At 71.4% G+C, this 14,605-nt stretch carries 21 protein-coding genes and 1 tRNA gene; 2 read left to right on the forward strand and 20 right to left on the reverse strand.

Features of this window, described 5'->3' with window-relative positions:
• Positions 1-2: 2 nt before the first annotated feature.
• The 16 genes from OG852_RS30740 to OG852_RS30815 form a co-directional block, all read right to left on the reverse strand.
• The gene (locus OG852_RS30740; RefSeq protein WP_330349616.1) at positions 3-1,049 is read right to left on the reverse strand and encodes an Lsr2 family DNA-binding protein; all 1,047 of its coding nucleotides are present in this window, start codon (positions 1,047-1,049) and stop codon (positions 3-5) included.
• A complete protein-coding gene (locus OG852_RS30745; protein WP_330349617.1) occupies positions 1,046-1,396 on the reverse strand; it encodes a hypothetical protein in 351 nt (116 codons plus the stop codon). Before OG852_RS30745 ends, OG852_RS30740 begins: the two co-directional genes overlap by 4 nt.
• Positions 1,397-1,399: 3 nt before the next feature.
• Positions 1,400-2,998: a hypothetical protein gene (locus tag OG852_RS30750; protein ID WP_330349618.1), complete on the reverse strand. Its 1,599-nt coding sequence runs from the start codon at positions 2,996-2,998 to the stop codon at positions 1,400-1,402.
• A 98-nt stretch (positions 2,999-3,096) separates the two neighbouring features.
• Complete coding sequence (locus OG852_RS30755; RefSeq protein ID WP_330349619.1) at positions 3,097-3,645, reverse strand: hypothetical protein; 549 nt, start codon at positions 3,643-3,645, stop codon at positions 3,097-3,099.
• On the reverse strand, positions 3,642-3,890 hold the full coding sequence (locus tag OG852_RS30760; protein ID WP_330349620.1) for a hypothetical protein: 249 nt from the start codon (positions 3,888-3,890) through the stop codon (positions 3,642-3,644). Before OG852_RS30760 ends, OG852_RS30755 begins: the two co-directional genes overlap by 4 nt.
• A complete protein-coding gene (locus OG852_RS30765; RefSeq protein WP_330349621.1) occupies positions 3,887-4,540 on the reverse strand; it encodes a hypothetical protein in 654 nt (217 codons plus the stop codon). Before OG852_RS30765 ends, OG852_RS30760 begins: the two co-directional genes overlap by 4 nt.
• Positions 4,537-4,974 carry a hypothetical protein gene (locus tag OG852_RS30770; RefSeq protein ID WP_330349622.1) on the reverse strand — a complete coding sequence of 146 codons (438 nt, stop codon included), beginning with the start codon at positions 4,972-4,974 and terminating at the stop codon, positions 4,537-4,539. Before OG852_RS30770 ends, OG852_RS30765 begins: the two co-directional genes overlap by 4 nt.
• Positions 4,971-5,285 carry a hypothetical protein gene (locus OG852_RS30775; RefSeq protein WP_330349623.1) on the reverse strand — a complete coding sequence of 105 codons (315 nt, stop codon included), beginning with the start codon at positions 5,283-5,285 and terminating at the stop codon, positions 4,971-4,973. The genes OG852_RS30770 and OG852_RS30775 overlap by 4 nt, the downstream gene beginning before the upstream one ends.
• Positions 5,285-6,196, reverse strand: a complete 912-nt coding sequence (locus OG852_RS30780) for a hypothetical protein (protein ID WP_330349624.1) — start codon at positions 6,194-6,196, stop codon at positions 5,285-5,287. The genes OG852_RS30775 and OG852_RS30780 overlap by 1 nt, the downstream gene beginning before the upstream one ends.
• Complete coding sequence (locus tag OG852_RS30785) at positions 6,196-6,567, reverse strand: DUF6303 family protein (RefSeq protein WP_330349625.1); 372 nt, start codon at positions 6,565-6,567, stop codon at positions 6,196-6,198. The genes OG852_RS30780 and OG852_RS30785 overlap by 1 nt, the downstream gene beginning before the upstream one ends.
• On the reverse strand, positions 6,567-7,175 hold the full coding sequence (locus OG852_RS30790; protein ID WP_330349626.1) for a hypothetical protein: 609 nt from the start codon (positions 7,173-7,175) through the stop codon (positions 6,567-6,569). Before OG852_RS30790 ends, OG852_RS30785 begins: the two co-directional genes overlap by 1 nt.
• The gene (locus OG852_RS30795) at positions 7,166-7,444 is read right to left on the reverse strand and encodes a hypothetical protein (protein WP_330349627.1); all 279 of its coding nucleotides are present in this window, start codon (positions 7,442-7,444) and stop codon (positions 7,166-7,168) included. Before OG852_RS30795 ends, OG852_RS30790 begins: the two co-directional genes overlap by 10 nt.
• On the reverse strand, positions 7,441-8,292 hold the full coding sequence (locus OG852_RS30800) for a hypothetical protein (RefSeq protein WP_330349628.1): 852 nt from the start codon (positions 8,290-8,292) through the stop codon (positions 7,441-7,443). The genes OG852_RS30795 and OG852_RS30800 overlap by 4 nt, the downstream gene beginning before the upstream one ends.
• 17 nt (positions 8,293-8,309) lie before the next feature.
• The gene (locus OG852_RS30805; protein WP_330349629.1) at positions 8,310-8,804 is read right to left on the reverse strand and encodes a hypothetical protein; all 495 of its coding nucleotides are present in this window, start codon (positions 8,802-8,804) and stop codon (positions 8,310-8,312) included.
• A gap of 93 nt (positions 8,805-8,897) precedes the next feature.
• Positions 8,898-9,176, reverse strand: a complete 279-nt coding sequence (locus OG852_RS30810; RefSeq protein ID WP_330349630.1) for a helix-turn-helix domain-containing protein — start codon at positions 9,174-9,176, stop codon at positions 8,898-8,900.
• Positions 9,173-9,532, reverse strand: a complete 360-nt coding sequence (locus OG852_RS30815) for a helix-turn-helix domain-containing protein (protein WP_330349631.1) — start codon at positions 9,530-9,532, stop codon at positions 9,173-9,175. Before OG852_RS30815 ends, OG852_RS30810 begins: the two co-directional genes overlap by 4 nt.
• 224 nt (positions 9,533-9,756) lie before the next feature.
• Here OG852_RS30815 and OG852_RS30820 point away from each other — a divergent pair, with 224 nt between their 5' ends.
• Positions 9,757-10,149 carry an XRE family transcriptional regulator gene (locus OG852_RS30820; protein ID WP_330349632.1) on the forward strand — a complete coding sequence of 131 codons (393 nt, stop codon included), beginning with the start codon at positions 9,757-9,759 and terminating at the stop codon, positions 10,147-10,149.
• A gap of 476 nt (positions 10,150-10,625) precedes the next feature.
• Positions 10,626-10,859 (forward strand): hypothetical protein, encoded by a 234-nt coding sequence (locus OG852_RS30825; RefSeq protein ID WP_330349633.1) that lies wholly within the window; start codon positions 10,626-10,628, stop codon positions 10,857-10,859.
• A gap of 76 nt (positions 10,860-10,935) precedes the next feature.
• Here OG852_RS30825 and OG852_RS30830 read toward each other — a convergent pair whose 3' ends face one another.
• From OG852_RS30830 to OG852_RS30845, 4 genes are all read right to left on the reverse strand, one after another.
• Positions 10,936-12,201 carry a tyrosine-type recombinase/integrase gene (locus tag OG852_RS30830; RefSeq protein WP_330349634.1) on the reverse strand — a complete coding sequence of 422 codons (1,266 nt, stop codon included), beginning with the start codon at positions 12,199-12,201 and terminating at the stop codon, positions 10,936-10,938.
• A gap of 109 nt (positions 12,202-12,310) precedes the next feature.
• Positions 12,311-12,383: transfer RNA gene (locus OG852_RS30835), tRNA-His, on the reverse strand.
• Positions 12,384-12,500: 117 nt separating this feature from the next.
• Positions 12,501-13,103 (reverse strand): oligoribonuclease, encoded by a 603-nt coding sequence (gene orn, locus OG852_RS30840; RefSeq protein WP_133911313.1) that lies wholly within the window; start codon positions 13,101-13,103, stop codon positions 12,501-12,503.
• A 184-nt stretch (positions 13,104-13,287) separates the two neighbouring features.
• Positions 13,288-14,523, reverse strand: coding sequence for a helix-turn-helix domain-containing protein (locus OG852_RS30845; protein WP_133911314.1), 1,236 nt, complete (start codon positions 14,521-14,523; stop codon positions 13,288-13,290).
• Positions 14,524-14,605: the final 82 nt, after the last annotated feature.

A 14,605-nucleotide genomic window follows, 5' to 3' on the forward strand; every position in this document is an offset into this window, starting at 1 on the left:
CTCTACTTCGCGGGGCCGATGTTGCCGGTGGCCTGCCGCCACGCGTCCATGACCGCCTTCGGCACACGCCCGCTGGCCGGGCAGTCCACGCCGGCCTGCCTCGCCCACGCACGTGCGGCCGCGGCGTCGGGGTCTCTGGGCTTCTTTGCCTTGGCCGGGGCCAGCTCCTGGCGGCGGGCGCGGACTACGGCGAGCTGCTGCTCCAGCTGCTCGGCTTCGGTGTCCAGCCGGGCCAGTTCGTGGTCGGTGTCGTACCGGTTGCGCAGGCCGACGAGTGCGGCGCGCGTGCGTCCGGCCGTGGCCTGGACGGTCGTGTCGGGGTGGTCCTCGGCCCACTTCAGCAGCTTCCCGATCGGCAGGTCTTCCGACGGCCTGCGGTCCTGGCTAGCCTCCGCCGGAACGGGCGAGGGCGGGCTGGAGGGGACCGCCCGTACGGGAGCGACACGGGTGGTGGGCTGGGGCGCGGTGGCCATAGGGGGCTCCTCGGTCTGGAGGTGGAGGCGGTTGTCGCGGGCGGCCTGCGGTCCGCCCTCGCGGTCGATCTCGTCGAGCAGGTTGTTCAAGGCGCGGATCGTCACGGGCTCCTCCGGGCAGGTGTCACGCAGGACGTCGTCGGCGAGGTGCGCGCCGGCCACGCAGGCCTGGTTGCCGCAGTTGCTGCGGACGTAGCCGACCGGCGCGCGCCCGTGGTGCCGCTCGAAGATCACGTGCCGTGCGTTGAACCGGCCGCCTTCGGCGAACAGCTGGGGCATGCGGCCAGCCATCGGCCCTGTCCACCGGGCGTGCCCGTCGCTGTGCTCCTCGACCGTGGCGGCCAGGGCGTCGGCGATGGTGCGCGGTTGCGGGCTGTTGCTGCCTCGGCCGGGGTCGGGCAGGCCGGCGTCGCGGCGGATCCGGATGATGGTCGGCGCGGTGATGCCCACCTCGTCGCGGATCCGCTCGATCGTGGCGCCGGCCAGGAGCAGCGCGATGGTCCGGCCCTCGATCTCTGCGCGCTCCTCGGCCGTGAGGCGCTGTCCGTTGGGCCTGGGTGCTGGGGCTGTGGTCATCGGGTCCACCGGCCCTGCTGCTGGCCCCAGAGCGGGGGCTGCACGGTGGGGCGGCGCCGTGCCGGGCGGGAACTGGCGGGCTGCTGCTGGCTGTTGCCGCCCGAGCAGCTGCTCCAGTGCGCGACGGCCTTCCACTCGACGCCCTCGGGCTCGGGCCGGTCGGGGTCGAGCTGCCGCACGACCAGGCCGCCGAGCCCGTTGGTGTGCGCGGCCAGTCCGCCGGCCGGGCTGGGCAGGGCGTTGAGCGGCGTGCGCTGTCCGGGCTGCGGACCGGTGGCCCAGCGGATACGTCCGCCGCACCGGTTGCAGGTGGTCACGCCACGGGTGGGGTGTGGGGTGGTCGGCATGGGTCAGGTCTCCTCTCCGCCGTCGGCGGGTGGCTGGGGGCCGTGCAGGAGCGGGAGCGTCCGCAGGTGGCCGTAGAGGTGGAGGGCGACGACGGGCCCGTGCTCGGCGATCGCCGCCCGGATCTCCGCATCGCTCGCCCGCTCGCGCTGGCGGTAGGTCTTCTTGGGCGGCAGCCCTTGGTTCTGCCGCTGGGCGGCCGCTGCCGCGCGCTCCCGCTGCAGCCGCTGCTCCTCGAGGAGCCGGGCGCGCTCGGCGATCTCGGCGTCCCTGCGGGCCCGGGCCTGTTCGACCTGCCGGTTGAGGGCGCAGGTCTCGCAGTCGCTGCCGGTCTCCCAGATGACGCCGGTCTCGCAGCGCGGGTCACCGCAGCCGTGCCGGACCAGGGCTGCGCCGAGGATCCAGCGGCCGATGTCGCGGATGGTCTCGGTGGTGGCGTAGCGGCGGGTGAGTCGGTCGGTCAGGCGTTCCTCGCTGCCTGCGGGGGCGTCGAGCTGGGCGCCGATCTCGCGGGCGATCCGCCGCAGCATCCAGGTGCGGATGCCGGGGAGCTCGTGGTGGACGGGGGCGAGGACGCGCCAGACCCTCGGCGACAGCTGCAGGCCGGGCCCGTCGTAGGCGGGCCGGTCACAGGACGGCGGGGTGGGGGTGTCGGCATCCGCGCGGAGCGCGAGACCCTCGGAGCGGAACGTGTCCGGCACCGGGTTGTCCACAGGGGCGGCGACCCACTTACGGTCACCTCGCCTACAGCGGATACCCCCAGGCACGTGCGTCTTCTCGGGTCGGTCAGTAACGGGGTCTTCCTCAGACGCGAGGGATCCGTCATGATCGTCCGCACCCGATCCGTCATGGATGTCCGGTGCCCCGTCCCCCCACAGCACCAGCTGCTCATCGGCCTGCGCCGAGGGCGCGGCGGCCGGGGCCGGGACACCGCGCAGCGGGCGGCGGTGTGGCTCGTAGGCGTGCCGGCCACGGGCGCCCTCGCGGCGGCCGACGGTGAGCCAGCCGGTGGCGTCGAGCTCGTCGACCAGGCGGCGGGCCTGGCGCTCGCCGAGGCACTCGCCCGCGCGCTGGCCACTGTGATGGCGCAGCATCTCGCCCAGCTCGGCGACGGCCAGCGGGATACCGCGGGCGTCCGCGTAGGTGAGGACCGCGTACACGCGCAGCAGCCGGGGCGTGAGGGCCTCGGCAGCACGCACGGGGATCCGCACCCACAGCTCGCCGTCGCCAAGGGCACGGACGGTGCGGTGGGCGGACTGGCCCCGGCCGCCGGGCAGCGTACGCCGGGTGGTCGGCACCTCGACGATCCCGTCGGCGGGATCGGGCTGGGTGAGGTGGCGCAGGCCTCGCTCCACCGCGCTCTTGGACATGCCGAGGTACTCGGCGAGCACGCTCACTTTGGCAGTGCAGCCCTCCGGGCGGAGGGCGAGGGCTGCGATCTTGACGTAGACGCTCAGGGCCGTGTCGGCGTACTGAGCACCTACGACCAGGCGCAGGGGCACAAGGATGCTGGTGCCGCCGTCGCGCGGGCGCACACCCGCAGCCGCGCGGGGCGGCTCGGGGTGCGGTGCAGCCGGGGTGGCTGCGAGCGCGGCGGCGGACATCAGCGGTTCCTTGGGGGAGTTGGGTCAGCGGGTGGCGGAAGCGGCCAGCAGCAGGGCGATCGTGGTGAGCGCCGCGCAGATGGCGGCGAGGGCGCGGCTCACCGGGTGGTCCCGGATCGCGTGGTGGCGCGTGCGTGCTCGCGGTCGTCGCGGAGCAGCTGCAGAACCGCGACGGGGATGCACAGCTGCAGGACGGAAACTCCCTGGTTCGGGCCCTTGGCGATAGTGCGCTCGCGCAGCCAGCCGCGGCTGGTCAGGACCTCGATCTGCACCAGGACCTGGCGGGGGGTCAGGCCGGTCGCGTCGGCGAGCTGCTCGGGCGTAGGCCGGAACTCCGCGTGGAGTACGCCACTTTGGAAGTTGGCGTAGCCGAGCAGGGTCAGGCCGACGAGGCGGGCCTCGGGGAGCATGCGGCTGGTGCGGAGGCCGCGCTCGTACAGGGGGCGCAGGATCTCGGACTTGCGGATCTTGCCCGGGCGGATCGCGTCGGCGGCGGTGAGTGGCCGGTCCTGCGACTGAGGCTCGGCCGGGGCCTCAGCCGCGGTCGGCCGAGGGGGCCGCGGTGCGGGTGCCGAGGGAGCAGCTGGCGGCTGAGGCTTGCGCCGGGCGAAGACGGCGGGTGTCGGGCGGGTGGCCGGTGCGGTCATTGTCGCTCCTTGTGCTCGGTGGTGCTGGTGGGGGCAGCGGCCTCAGATTCGGTGTCGGGCGGGGGCTGGCGGTGGATGGGCCAGCCCGGCCCCGGCGGGGTCTCGTCCCGTCCGGCCTGGGCGGCGGGGGTGTGCAGGTCGCACCACCAGCCGGAGTGGAAGAGCCGGGTGCGCGGGGTGTGCGGGCCGGTGAGGGCTCCGCACACCCCGTCCACGCCGGGGATCCGCGGGGCGTCGCTGGTCACTCGCGGCTCGCCCGGGCCCGGTTGCTGATCGCCCAGTGCACGGCGCCCTCGGCCAGCTCGCCGTACGCGTAAGCGGCGTCCGGCAGACCGGCCGCGACGTCCAGGGCCGCGTGCATCTCGCCGGCCTCGTAGTCGGCGATCTCGTCCTGCGAGGCGATGCCCTCGGCCTCGAAGCCGGCCACGATGCACCGCTCGTACGTACGGCGGGCCGCCTCGAGCGCAGACGCGGACGCGCACCGGTCCAGCTGCAGCACCGGCATGGTCTCGCCGAGGACGAACAGGCCGTCGGCGTCCACTTTGAGCTCGACGTGGGCGGGCTGCTGGCCGGACAGGACCTGCCGCACCGCCCAGTTCGCACCGTGGGCGTAGGCGCGGGCCGCCTCCTCGTACAGCCGGTTCAGCCGCTGCTCCGCCTTCATCTGCACGTCGCCGATCCGGCTGAGCGACGTCAGGTGCGGCTCCTGCTCGCCGGTGTAGCTGACGTGGCGGCACAGGACCTTGCCGTCGAGGAGGCGGATGCGGTCGAGGTCGACGTGGCGGTGAGCGATGGCCGCGGCCCGGTGGGCGGCCTGGCATTCACGCGCGGCCGCGCCGAGCGCGTACACGCTGTCCTGCAGGCTGACGGTCCAGGACTGGGTGCGGGTGGTCATGACGCTCCGATCTCGGAGGGAGGGGTCTGAAGGGAGGCGAGGGCGTCGGCCCAGGCCTTGTCCCGGTCGGGCTCGCCGGTGTGGCGCTGCCACAGGCCGATCAGGCCCGGGGCGAGGGGCCGGTCCGGCGGGGTGCGGCCGATGACGCGGCCGCAGCAGACGCCGACCAGGTCGACGCCGTCGAACTTGATGGCCAGGGCGTGAGGAGTGGACGGCGTCCCCGCCGCAGCGGTGATGTCCTTCTCCTCCGCCCCGGTGAGGGCGGTGTCGACGGCTTCGGCGAGCATCGGCACCGTCGCCGTCCACTCCGGCACGGTGCTGCCCGGGCCGAGGCCCTGGACCAGCGCGCCACGCAGCTCATGGCCGAGGAAAGCGCGCTGCAGGTCCGGCTTGCGTAGAGCGGCCGCGATGACGTCGATGCGGGAGGTCGTCACCGCTCACCGCCCTGGCGGTCCGGAACGGCGCGGAGCTCGGCGCGGGCCCGGGCGATCGCCGCGCACCGTACGGGGCAGTACCAGTGGGCGGCAGCGCCGTCGGCCGAGCCGCGGACCTGGACCATGCCGGCCACCGGCGGGCGGCGGCCGACGACCGGGGTGGCGCAGCCGTCGACCGGGCACGGCTCGAACGCCGGCCGCTCCTCGGCCGGGCGTCCCTGCCCCACCATGCCCTTGTTCCATGCCTGGGCCGCAGCCTTCTGCGCGGCGCTGGTCTCGGGGATGCGGGGGCGTACGCGACGCGACGGCATCAGCCCTCACCGCCTTCCGAAACCATGTCCGCGACGGCGGTCCACTGGTCGGCGACGGCCTCGAGGAGTTCCTGCTCGCGCCACATGGCCTGGGTGGCCTGGTCCCACAGCCGGTCGTCGCGCCAGGAGTCGATCTCGTCCTCGATGAGCCGGTCCAGGAGCGTCGGCTCGAGGGCGTCCAGCTCCCAACTGCTGCGGCCGTGCTCGCGGATGTATCCACCGGCGCGGGAGTCGGTGAGCTTGGCCGGGTTCGGCGGCGGGTTGAACGTGCGGACCTGGTCCATGTTCAGCGCGATCCGTACGACCTCGACGTCCGCCTCGAACAGCGCCAGGCGGGCGCGGATGTCCCGGGTCATGTCCACCCCGGAAGGGTCGTGGTCGCCGAGGTGGATGATCACCGGCTTCTGGCCGTCGTCCTGGTAGCGGATCATCCGCTGGGCTGCACCCCACAGTTCGGACTGCGAGGTGTAGCCGCGGCAGGAGAAGTACGAGACGTCGTTGCGCTCGCACGCTCCGGCGATGACACCGACCAGGGCGTCCTTCTCGATCCACACCTCGACGCGGTACGGCTGGGGTGCCCACCGCTCGGTGCGGTAGCCAGAGGCCGCAGCCTGGATCACGTCCTGCGGGGTGTCCCAGTGGGGGAGGCTGCGCAGGTTGCGGGTGCGGTCCACGATGTAGTTCCAGTCGAGCAGACCGGCCAGGCGCGCGTCGTTGACGACCGCGCCGAGGCGTTTGTACTCGGACTGCTTGTTGGGCAGCAGGTCCCGGGCGACGAACTGGTAGTACAGCTGGCGCAGGGTCAGGTCGAAGCCCTGCTGGGCGTAGGCCCTGCAGATTTCATCGGCCTTCGCGATCAGCGCCCCGCTGGCCGGGCTGAAGTTCTTCTCGATGTAGGCGCGGCGCGGCATCAGCGGTCACCGCCCTGGGCGGCCGGGGCCTGCTCGAGCGGGAGGATGTCGAGTGTCGCGAAGACGCACACCGTGATGGCGTGGCCGTGATGCGCGGAGGTCTCGTCCTCCTGCCACTCCCACTCGGCGTTGAGGGCCGGCGCGTACCCGAAATCGGCGAGCACCTTGCGGCGTTCGGCGATGGTCGGGATCTGGTGGCGGCGGGAGGCCGGCCACTTGTGGGCGGGCCACGGGTCGGTCGTGTTGTAGACGACGAGGTACAGCTCCCAGTGCGCGCCGTTGACGTTGCCGCGCGGCCTGTCGGGGCTGCTGTCGCAGCAGACCCGGCGCAGGCCAGCGCGCACGATGACGGGCTTCTTGATCTCGGGCATCAGACGGCCACCACCAGCGGGCGCTGGGCGCGCAGTTCGGTGTTGGCGATCCACGCGGCGGCCGCGGCCAGGTCGGTGAGGCCGTTGCTGCTGTGGCGCCAGCGCAGGGTGGAGATCTGGTGTGCGCCGTGCTTGTCGGGGATGGCCCCGGCGATCCAGCGGCGGTTGCCCTCGGAGTCGCGGTAGGCGGTGATGATCCCGTACAGCAGGTCGGGGGTGACGGCCTGCGCCTGCCGGGTGACGACGTACTGGTGCGGCTCGCCGCCCTCGATGGCGGGGCGCCCGGGCCACAGCCAGACGCCGGCGAGCTCGGCCGGGGGCTGGCCCCAGCCGGTCGCGGCGGGGTGGGAGATGACCTGCGCGAGGCTCTCGCCCGAGATCGTGGTCACGGTCTGGCAGTCCCGGCACAACAGCCGCAGCTGCACCCGGTCGAACGTGTTGGCGTGGCCACAGTCGGGGTGCGTGCAGGCGTGGTGGTCAGCGCCGTACGAGCCGGGGCGGATGCCCTCGGAATGCAGGACCTGGACGTCGTCCCACACCGGGTTCGGGCAGCCGGGCCCGTGGGCCAACGGCTTCCACCCGAAGTACACCTCGGTGATCAGTTCCATGGTCGTCCCTTGCTGTGGCGTGCGTGGCTCACGCAGGTGAGGGAGGCGGTCTCGTCGAGCGCGGCGGGTCCGGCGTGCCGGCCGTGCCCGGCCTGGGCGGGCGGCGGAGAGACCGGACGCGGGGCGCGGCGGGGCAGCTTCGGGTGGGGCAGCTCGAGATGAGGCGGCCCGTCGATGGCGACCTTCAGTAGGAGTAAGACCGTCGTGCCGCCGCCAGTGCCGATGCCCGCGCAGGCGAGCCACTCGGCGGTCGTGGTGGCCCCGGTCACTGGGTGCCACCTGCGATCAGTCCCACCAGGCGGGCGGCGGCCTGGTCCTCGTAGAACGCGGCGCAGTCGTCGCCGCGGAGGTGGACGACTGCGTCGTCCTTGCTGCCCGTGGCGATCGCGGTCGTGCCCTCGAACTGCACGGTGCCGGGGGCGACGGAGAGCTGCGCCAGCCACCACTGCCACTCCAGGAGCGAGGTGGCGCGCACCGTGACGGTGAGGGTGTGGGCGTCGCGGATCTCGATGCTGGTGACGTCGGGCTGGCGGCGGGCCTTCGCGGCGACGGTGCCGGCCGGGGAGTCGAGGTCGACGTCCAGGCCCTGGCGGGTATGGACGTCGGCCGACAGGAGGGTGCCGGTGTCCTCGCCACACAGGGCGACCAGCACGCCGTCGACCTCGCTCGAGGCGTAGGCGTCGGTGCCCTGCACGGTGACCGCCGAGGGCGCGATCGACAGCTTCTTGAGCCACCACTTCCAGGCCGCCACCGTCTTGGGCCGGATGGACAGGCCCAGGTAGACGGCGCTCGGGACGTCGGTAACGACGACGTCGTGGTGGCGGCGCAGCTGCTCGGCGAGGACGGCGGCGGGGGAGTCGTGGTCGACGTCGACGCTGATGCGGGAGACGCAGCCGGCGTACTCGGTCGTTTCGACTCCGACCTCGGTGTCCACCGTCGTGGTGGCGACGGCGTACGGGACGGGCGAATCGGCGGCCGCGGTGTCGATGGCCTCGGCGCACCACGCCCGTACGACGGGGGTGAGGTGCAGGGCGAGGGCCTCGAGCTGGCGGGTGTCGAGCGGCAGGTCCAGCATCACGGTCGCGGTGTGGAGGACGGAGTGAAGGCGGTGCGGCATCGTGCGCGGGTCCTGGCTCACACGTCACCGTCCGAGATCTCCTCGGCGGCCACCAGGGTGACGGGCGTGACGGCCTGCGCCTGGGCCAGCGTGTTTGAGTTGAGCGGCACGGGCTGCACAGCGTGGGTCTCGGCCGGAGCGGAGGTCGGCGTGGGAAGGTCCAACAGCCAGGCGCCCTCCGCCTGGCTGAGCAGAGCGCTGCCGCGGACCTCGATGCCCTCGTACCTGGCGATAGCGTCAACATGGATACCGAAGGCGGTGGCGGCCGTGGTGAGGTCGACGTCGAGCAGCTCGGCGAACGTGAGGATCCCGGCAGCCGTGGCGGCGCGGTACTTGAAATGGACGCACCAGCCGTTGGGGAAGTCCGCGCTGATCTCGACGGAGGACGGCTTCTGCTCGAGGCGGCTGAAGATTCCCGCGGAGACGCCGGCGGCGTGCTCGAACGAGTCGGGCACCGGGGGCTGTATCTGGGTGGATGCGGTGGGCGTGGTGGCCTGGGTAGCCTGTTCCACGTGAGCCTCGCTTCAGGTTGGTTGATGTGAGGTGACGTCTCGAGCGGGGTCGTTGCGGACGGGCTAGGTCCGTGGCGGCCCCGTTTGCTGTGGTCAGGAGACGTTCGCGAGGGCCTTGCCCCGGCGGGGCAGCGGCCGCAGGTTGCTGAGCGGGTGTGAGCCGGGTGCCGAAGCAGGCGCCGCAGGTGTGGCGAGCGGGCCGGTCGTCGGCTCGTGGTGATGCAGGGCATCGATGCGGTCCAGGTCGGCGTCCGAGAACGTGACCTTCCGGCCCTTCTTCGAGTGCGGGAGCTGCTTGATGTGCCGACGCAGCCACGACTCCTCGACGCGGAGGATCGCCGCTGCCTCGGGGTAGGTGTGGCGGGCGGTCATACCGCGACCGCCTCACGGGCTGGCGCAGCGGGGGAGGCTTGGCGTGAGCGGACGCTGCGTCCGGCCTGCACCCACAGGACGTTGCAGTCCACGCCGAGCCGTTCAGCGGAGCGGTGGGCCGCGTCCTCCGGGAGCTGCTTGGACTTCCCGGTCAGCAGATTGCCGATCACGCTGTGCGAGACGCCTGCGGCCTGAGCCAGCTGGCGGACGGAGACCTTTCGCCCGTCGCCGGCGTGCTCCATCAACAGCCGCAGGAACGTGTGGCCGTCGCAGTCCTCTCTGTCGACCAGTTCGTACATGGGCAGCTCAATGATCATGTCCACCTCGTGTGACAGTTCGTCTCGGTGGTGAGACATGAGGAGTGTGGCACGTCATGGACAGCTTGTCTATCCAGTGAGACATGCCCAAAACTCGTCAATGGCGTGATCGCGACCTAGCGGCAGGCGTCCACTCTCGTGGACACTTTGTCTTGCGCCCGAGACGGAAAGGCGCCCTGAACAGGCGCAACATCACTTACGTATCACCAGTAACGTGGACACCCCGCGCCAATAAGGCGATATGGAGTGGCAGGATGAGCCCCATGGTTGAGCATGCTGCGCGCACCGACCTCTCGGATCTCGTGCGCACACGCCGAGCGGAGCTCGGCCTATCCCTGCGTGCCCTCGCGTTGCGGTGCATCAATCCGGAGAGGCCCGAGGCTGGTCCGGTCGTCGATCACAACTGGATCGACCGCCTTGAGAAGGGCATCCTCAAGGACATCCCGGACTATGCCCGCCTCGCGGGCCTGCATAACGGCCTACAGGTGCCCCTCGATCTCGTCCGGGAAGCGGCCGGCGCTCAGTTCTGGGGCATGGACACCGTCTGGAGCGACGACGGCGCCGTGCGGGCCCTCGTACACAATTTCCGCGACATGTCGCCCGAAGATCAAGCATGGGTGCAAGCGATCATTCAGGCCCGTCGTACTCGCGAGTAGGGATGGCTGGAAAACAGACCACTCCTGGGCGTCCCAAGGGCCGAGGCGAGGCGGGCGCGATGCGTGGCGTAACGGCTGGAGTGGCGAGAGTGGCGTGGGCTGGTCCGTCTGACGTCGGCATATGACGCTCGCTGAACCAGTCCCCTGTCGCTCGCGCCGGCGGCGCAGGGTGGCCTAAGTTTTGGCCAGCGGTATACGGCGGGTCACCATAAAACGGTCCGCCTGTGCTGTTTTGTGGCCCCTCTCGCGCCATTCGTTCGCTTCGCGATCTTGCCTGGTTGATGCTGGTAGGGCTGTGACCTGCGGTGGTCTGAAAGCAGAACAGTTTCTGTAACCCTTAGTTCCGCTCTGGTCACGGGGCGGGCGGTATGGCATCGTCGGTTCTCCGCCTGGGGGGCGTAAACGGATCGGCACGCGCATGTATTCGGAATTTCGAACATCTGTGCGTGGCAATGCCATGCAAGGGGGTTGCACCAATGGCAGACGAAGGCGCAGCGAACGATCGCAACGCCGAGCACGACCGAGCGCCCTCCCAGGTCGACATCGAGTTCGTCGACTCTCTGCCGGGGGACCAGGTGGTAATGCCGCTCGTGGAGGACACCGGAGTGGTTCTGCTCGTCGTCAAGGGCGAGATCGCTCCGCAGGCTGGAGCAGAGCTCGTTGCGGGCCTGAACCACCTGGTGTGCTCTGGCTTGTGGCCGCCGCGCTGACATCTGCACCGGGGTGACCATGCGAGCCTGGGCCGCGGCCACATCGCGAGAACGGTGGCCGCGGCCCAGGGGCGAGCTACACCACCCGAGTGAGACGCGAGACCGGTGCGGGGCCGGCCATGACGTCCTCGAGCGCGGTGATGATTTCCGCATCGAGCTCGCGCACCAGGTGGCCGTACCGGTCCACCGTCGTCTGAATGCTCTCGTGCCCCAGCCGGGCCTGGATCGCCGGCAGCGGGATCTTCCTGCCGATCAGCCACGCCACGTGCGTGTGCCGCAGGTCGTGCAGCCGCGGCCGCTTCGGCAGCCCCTTCTCCACAGCCGCCTTCACCGCTGGCTGCCACTTCCGGTGGTAGTAGTTCGAGTGCCGCCAGTGCAGCCCGGTCGCCGTACGGAACACGTACGCCTCCGGGGGCTGGCCGGCCACCAGCTCCCGCACCATGGCCGCCTGGCTGGGCGTCAGAGCCACCAGCCGCCGGGCCTTCTTGGTCTTCGGCGGGCCGAGGTAGAAACTCTCTGGGCTGCCCTTCGGCGCGCGCTTCCATGCCCGCTGGATGTTGGCCGTGGGGATGTCGGCGTTCAGCGACAGATCCCGCACCTGCAGCGCGCTCGCCTCGCCCCACCGCATCCCCGTGCCGACGAGCCAGTCGGCGAGCAGGCGCGCGTCGGGGTCCGTGAACTCCTGGGCGATGCGCTGGTATTCGTCGTGCTCGAGGAACGTCATCTCCTCTTTGATGTGATCGTCCGCTCGAGGGAGCTGGGTGCGCGTGCAGCAGTTCTTCGTGCGCAGTTGCGGCGTCGCGTCGATGGCGGCCTGGACGACGCAGTACAGCAGGCCGTGCCGGTTCCTGATGGACTTGGGGTCGGCCGGCGCGCGCAGCCACTTCTCCGGGTCCTCGGGGTCGCGCTCACCGGAGTTCATGTAGGCGACCCAGTCGTCGACGTCCTCCTGGATCAGGTTGCCGATGGTGGCCTGCTCCACCTGGCCGCGCAGGTTGGTGTGCTGGATCTGTGAGAGGTGCAGGCGGATGTCTCGCTCGTAGTCGTCCTTGGTCCGGCCGTCGACTCCGTTGAGGCGCCTGACGTACCGGCTCGCGTAGTCGACGAGAGGCACGTCCCCGGGGACGGCCGGCGTCTCGACGAACCCCTGCCCCGGCACCCAGCCGTGCGGCCACCGGTTGCCGTGCGCCTCGACCAGCGCCTTGAACTGCTCGGCCTGGGCGCGCCCTACGGCCGGGTCATCGTCGCCGAACTTCTCGTTCTGCCACTCCCCGTCCTCGCGCCACTTCACCTGGAAGGTGATGGCGCCGGACTTCTGCGGTCGTTCCACGATGCTCGCCATGGCAGGAACATAGGCCGGAAAAACCATGATCGGTTCCCGCGATGTTCCCATGGTGACGAGAAACACCAAGGGCTGACCTGTTTTCGCAGGTCAGCCCTTGATCAATCAGGGTGAGTGACGGGACTCGAACCCGCGGCATCCTGGACCACAACCAGGTGCTCTACCAGCTGAGCTACACCCACCACGACCGGCTGTTGACTTTGTGTCGTCTCCGACCGGCCGAGAAAAAGTGTACAGGGTCCGAAGGGGTGCTCGCGCACGGCTTTTCCCGGAGCCGTCCGAACGCCGCTTCCGGCGTCCTACTGGGCGGGCAGCACGTGCTTCGCCGCGATCGTCCTCGCGGTGTCGGAGTCGGGGCCGGGCTGCGGTACGAAGACGGCCTCGCGGTAGTAGCGCAGCTCCGCGATCGACTCGCGGATGTCGGCGAGGGCGCGGTGGTTGCCGTTCTTCTCGGGACTGTTGAAGTAGGCACGCGGGTACCAGCGGCGGGCCAGCTCCTTGATGGAGGAGACGTCGACGATCCGGTAGTGGAGGTAGCCCTCGAGGGTCGCCATGTCGCGGGCGAGGAAGCCGCGGTCGGTGCCGACGGAGTTGCCGCACAGGGGGGCCTTGCCGGGTTCCTTGACGTGCTCGCGGACATAGGAGAGGACCTGGGCCTCGGCCTCCGCGAGGGTGGTGCCGCCGGCCAGCTCCTCCAGCAGGCCGGACGCGGTGTGCATCTGGCGCACCACCTCCGGCATCGTCTCCAGTGCCTTGGCCGGCGGCCGGATGACGATGTCCACCCCCTCGCCGAGGATGTTCAGCTCGGAGTCGGTGACGAGGGCGGCAACCTCGATGAGCGCGTCGTCGGACAGCGAGAGGCCGGTCATCTCGCAGTCGATCCACACCATGCGATCGTTCATGCGACCACCCTAAAGCTGACGTCCGCTTTTGTGGCGCCCCCGTGCTGCTGCTCGCCTCGCCGGGGCTCCGCCCCGGACCCCGGGCCCGCGCCCACCCACCACCGGACTCGGTGGGAAACACAGGTGACCGAACGGGTAAGGGCGGCGGGGGCGAAAACCTCGCCCCCGCCGCCCCCTCACGCTGCTACATCCCGCTCCGCTGCCCCGGCAGGCTCGCTCGCGACGTCGCGTACGCCTCGCGGGCGTGTTCGGCCGCGAGGCCGGACGTGGAGCCCAGCGCGCCGGAGGTCGCCGTGCGCCGGATCTGCGGAGGGACGGGGCCCGGGCCCTCCGGGTGGAGGGACGGCGGCGGTCCCGCCGGTGACGGCGACGGCGGTTCGGCCTCCAGCGGCCGGTCGCCCTGCGGCCGCCGCGCCCGGTACGCCGCCCGGTAGGCGGCCGGGGACGAGCCGAGCTGGCGTCGGAAGTGCCCGCGCAGCGCCACCGGCGAGCGGAAGCCGCAACGGCCCGCGACCTCGTCCACCGAGTAGTCGGAGGTCTCCAGGAGCCGCTGCGCCTGGAGGACCCGCTGGGTGATCAGCCACTGGAGCGGCGCGCTGCCGGTCAGCGACCGGAAGCGGCGGTCGAAGGTGCGGCGCGACATGTACGCGCGCGCGGCCAGTGTCTCCACGTCGAACTGCTCGTGGAGGTGTTCCAGCGCCCAGGCGACGACCTCGGCGAGCGGGTCGGCGCCGATCTCCTCCGGTAAAGACCGGTCGAGGTAGCGCTCCTGGCCGCCCGACCGGCGCGGGGGGACCACCAGACGACGGGCCAGTGCCCCGGCCGCCTCGTTGCCGTGGTCCGTCCGCACGATGTGGAGACAGAGATCGATCCCGGCGGCCGTACCCGCGGACGTCAGGACGTCGCCGTCGTCCACGAACAGCTCTCGTGGATCCACGTGCACCGACGGATAGCGCTTGGCCAGCGTCGGTGCGTACATCCAGTGGGTGGTGGCCGGGCGGCCGTCCAGCAGACCCGCGGCGGCCAGCACGAACGCGCCGGTGCACAGGCCCACGATGCGGGCACCCTCTTCATGCGCCCGCCGCAGCGCGTCGAGCGCCTCCTCCGGTGGCGGGGAAGTGATCGAACGCCAGGCCGGCACGACGACCGTGCCCGCCCGTGAGATCGCTTCCAGGCCATGTGGCGCGGTGAGTTCCAGGCCCCCTGTGGTCCGCAGCGGGCCCTCTTCGCCACCGCACACCAACAAGCGGTAGCGCGGTACGCCGGCGTCCTGGCGGTCAATCCCGAACACCGACAGCGGAATGGAACTCTCGAAAATGGGGCCGCCGCTGAACAGCAGCACCGCGACGATCTCCTTGCGGCGTCGCCCGGACAGCTTCCGGGCCGCGGCTTCCGGCGCGGCAGTGGAGTCGTGGCTCATCCTGCTAAGCCCCCCTCGGTGGTCGCGGCTCCTCGGTTGTGTCGCTCCTGCACGTTTCCCCTCGGTCCTGCACGAGTCCCCC

The sequence above is a fragment of the Streptomyces sp. NBC_00582 genome, assembly GCF_036345155.1.
GTDB lineage: Bacteria > Actinomycetota > Actinomycetes > Streptomycetales > Streptomycetaceae > Streptomyces.

Bases quoted from the DNA above. Each gene is read 5' to 3' on its own strand.
- OG852_RS30740 (WP_330349616.1), bottom strand. From the start codon at position 1,049: ATGACCACAGCCCCAGCACCCAGGCCCAACGGACAGCGCCTCACGGCC.
- OG852_RS30745 (WP_330349617.1), bottom strand. From the start codon at position 1,396: ATGCCGACCACCCCACACCCCACCCGTGGCGTGACCACCTGCAACCGG.
- OG852_RS30750 (WP_330349618.1), bottom strand. From the start codon at position 2,998: ATGTCCGCCGCCGCGCTCGCAGCCACCCCGGCTGCACCGCACCCCGAG.
- OG852_RS30755 (WP_330349619.1), bottom strand. From the start codon at position 3,645: ATGACCGCACCGGCCACCCGCCCGACACCCGCCGTCTTCGCCCGGCGC.
- OG852_RS30765 (WP_330349621.1), bottom strand. From the start codon at position 4,540: ATGACCACCCGCACCCAGTCCTGGACCGTCAGCCTGCAGGACAGCGTG.
- OG852_RS30775 (WP_330349623.1), bottom strand. From the start codon at position 5,285: ATGCCGTCGCGTCGCGTACGCCCCCGCATCCCCGAGACCAGCGCCGCG.
- OG852_RS30780 (WP_330349624.1), bottom strand. From the start codon at position 6,196: ATGCCGCGCCGCGCCTACATCGAGAAGAACTTCAGCCCGGCCAGCGGG.
- OG852_RS30785 (WP_330349625.1), bottom strand. From the start codon at position 6,567: ATGCCCGAGATCAAGAAGCCCGTCATCGTGCGCGCTGGCCTGCGCCGG.
- OG852_RS30790 (WP_330349626.1), bottom strand. From the start codon at position 7,175: ATGGAACTGATCACCGAGGTGTACTTCGGGTGGAAGCCGTTGGCCCAC.
- OG852_RS30800 (WP_330349628.1), bottom strand. From the start codon at position 8,292: ATGCCGCACCGCCTTCACTCCGTCCTCCACACCGCGACCGTGATGCTG.
- OG852_RS30810 (WP_330349630.1), bottom strand. From the start codon at position 9,176: ATGACCGCCCGCCACACCTACCCCGAGGCAGCGGCGATCCTCCGCGTC.
- OG852_RS30815 (WP_330349631.1), bottom strand. From the start codon at position 9,532: ATGTCTCACCACCGAGACGAACTGTCACACGAGGTGGACATGATCATT.
- OG852_RS30820 (WP_330349632.1), top strand. From the start codon at position 9,757: ATGGTTGAGCATGCTGCGCGCACCGACCTCTCGGATCTCGTGCGCACA.
- OG852_RS30825 (WP_330349633.1), top strand. From the start codon at position 10,626: ATGGCAGACGAAGGCGCAGCGAACGATCGCAACGCCGAGCACGACCGA.
- OG852_RS30830 (WP_330349634.1), bottom strand. From the start codon at position 12,201: ATGGCGAGCATCGTGGAACGACCGCAGAAGTCCGGCGCCATCACCTTC.
- orn (WP_133911313.1), bottom strand. From the start codon at position 13,103: ATGAACGATCGCATGGTGTGGATCGACTGCGAGATGACCGGCCTCTCG.
- OG852_RS30845 (WP_133911314.1), bottom strand. From the start codon at position 14,523: ATGAGCCACGACTCCACTGCCGCGCCGGAAGCCGCGGCCCGGAAGCTG.